This is a genomic window from Brachyspira sp. G79, from assembly GCF_002379365.1.
Taxonomy (GTDB): domain Bacteria; phylum Spirochaetota; class Brachyspiria; order Brachyspirales; family Brachyspiraceae; genus Brachyspira.
This window is the reverse complement of the sequence record NZ_JQIU01000011.1, coordinates 1-2499: the sequence shown is the minus strand read 5'-3', so window position 1 is coordinate 2499 and position 2499 is coordinate 1. Positions and strand designations below refer to the sequence as shown.

Annotated in this window: 2 protein-coding genes and 1 pseudogene; 1 reads left to right on the top strand and 2 read right to left on the bottom strand. The window is 25.7% G+C overall.

Going from position 1 to position 2499, the window contains the following annotated elements; all coding sequences use genetic code 11:
* Positions 1 to 639: pseudogene (locus KQ44_RS14235) on the bottom strand (hypothetical protein); the annotation flags it as partial.
* A gap of 15 nt (positions 640 to 654) precedes the next feature.
* Complete coding sequence (locus KQ44_RS14230; RefSeq protein ID WP_096738008.1) at positions 655 to 2130, bottom strand: MBOAT family O-acyltransferase; 1476 nt, start codon at positions 2128 to 2130, stop codon at positions 655 to 657.
* A gap of 21 nt (positions 2131 to 2151) precedes the next feature.
* On the opposite strand from KQ44_RS14230, the gene KQ44_RS15505 reads away from it, so the two are divergent.
* Positions 2152 to 2286 (top strand): hypothetical protein, encoded by a 135-nt coding sequence (locus KQ44_RS15505; protein WP_276307063.1) that lies wholly within the window; start codon positions 2152 to 2154, stop codon positions 2284 to 2286.
* Positions 2287 to 2499 lie beyond the last annotated feature (213 nt).

Here is a 2499-nt window from a genome sequence, read left to right as displayed (position 1 = left end):
CTCTTCAACAATATCTGTTAATGGAAGTTTTTCTTCAGTAAAAGTATTATTTTTATTTAAATTCATCACATTGTAAGTAATTGTTAATCCTTTAACAAATTTAATATAATCAGATTGAATAAAGTCTGATATTGATAAAGATGAATATTTATTGTGGTAAGTATAAAAAGGATTAAAAAATTCATTCCATCTATTTTTAGGAATTTGTAATTTTATTAAATTAACTTTATTTAATGAAAAATGCATAGAAAATATACCAGACATAAAGATATGAGGCATATCATATGATGTATAATCATATGCAGAAAGTATATAGCCTTCTAATATAATTAATTTGGTTTTTTGTGTTTTTAAAGCTTCTTTTAAACGAAAATATGAATTCAATAGTGTTTGAGATGATGAAGAAAAATTATATGATGATATACCATATTCTTTATACAAAATTGCTGGGTCTATGTCAAAATGTACATGACTGCTTCCCAAAAATAATACATCTATTGAGTTTTTTGGCTGTTTATAGAATGTATGAGTTGCATCAAAACTATCATTACCTTTAAATCTAAATACCCTGCTTACAGAATAAAGCAGCACACAAAATATTAATAAAAAAGAAATTATCTTTATAGCTTTTATTTTCATAATTCTCTCACATTATTAAAATTGGAAATATATAAACTGTTTAGGATCAAAGCCTGCTCCGTATTTACCGTAAACAATTATGTAAAAAATTAAAAATAACATCACAAACCATCTGAAATATAAGTTCTGTTTATTTAGAAATTCAAATATACTCTCTTTTCTTATATACTTTACTAAATCAAAAGATATAAGTATAAATAATGCTATGATTAAAATATTCATCTCAAAAATATCTAATCCTAAATTATATAAAGTGCCGTCAAATAATGTCCATAAATCTATTCTAGTAAATATTCTTTTTATATAATGAATGGCATCATGTATAGTCTCTGCCCTAAAAAATATCCAAGCTAAATCTACTATAATAAAAGTTATTACTATTTCTATGAGAGCAAAACTAAAAGCATTTGTTTTTATTTTGAATCTATTTAAAAATTTTTCTTTGATAGGTTTTAATTGTTCTTCTATTATATGAAATATTCCATGAATAGCACCCCAAGCTATGAAGGTAAAATTAGCTCCATGCCATAAACCGCTTACTAAAAATGTTACAAGTATATTAAAACTCTTTCTTATATTTGAACATCTGTTTCCGCCTAATGGAATATAAAGATAATCTCTAAACCAAGTGGATAATGATATATGCCATCTGCCCCAAAACTCTTTTACACTTCTAGCAAAATATGGGGTGTTGAAATTCTCCATTAAATTAATACCCATAACTTTAGCCGTGCTTATTGCTATGAGTGAGTAGCTTCCAAAATCGCAATATATCTGTATGGCAAAAAATACCGCTGCCAAAATCAAAGCCATACTGTTGTATTCATAGTATCCATTAAAAACAGTATCTACTAATATAGCTACCCTGTCTGCTATGACCATCTTCTGAAAATAACCAAAAAGCATTAATGTAAAGCCTTCAGTTATTCTATCATAATCAAATCGCTTTACTTTTTCTAAATTATCTATTTGAATAAGTAAGTTCTTAGAACGCTCTATAGGTCCAGCCACTAACTGCGGAAAGAATGATACAAACAAAGCATACTTAATAATATTTTTCTCAGATTTTATCTCACCTCTGTAAACATCTATAGTATAACTTAAAGCCTGAAATGTATAAAAAGATATTCCAACTGGAAGTATTACATCAAAAGGCTTATTTATCAATTGTATATTTAGTGCTGACAAAACTATATTAATATTCTGAATCAGAAAATCGAAATATTTGAAAAATACTAATATTGCAAGATTTATTATAAAACTAAATGCTACAACAGTCCTTTTGTATTTCAGTTTTTCTATTAATACACCGCTTAAAAAAGTTACTACAGTAGAAGTACCCATAAGTAATGCGTACTTAGGATTCCAAAACATATAAAATGTATAGCTTGCTATGAATAAACAAATATATCTGTATTTTTTTGGGAATATCCAATACAAGATTAATGTTATTGGAAAAAATATCATAAATTCTGTGGAATTAAATAACATTATTTAACTCCCAGAAAAAAAATGCAAAGGTATTCTATTGGTTTGGTTTGGTTTGGTTTGGTTTGGTTTGGTTTGGTTTGGTTTGGTTTGGTTTGGTTTGGTTTGGTTTGGTTTGGTTTGATAAACAAATACTCATCATGGAAAAGCATTATATAGCATAACAAATAAAAATCAATAATAGATAATATAAAAATAAAAAAATCAATTAAAAATACTTGATTTTTTTTATTTATCATGTACATTGTGATTTAATATCTATAAGGATCTATTTATGAAAAATAAAAAAACTTTCTTTATCTACATATTTCCTTTAATTTTTATAGCAATCTTATTAATTATTTTTTCAGCTTTAGGCAGTATTAATAGAAT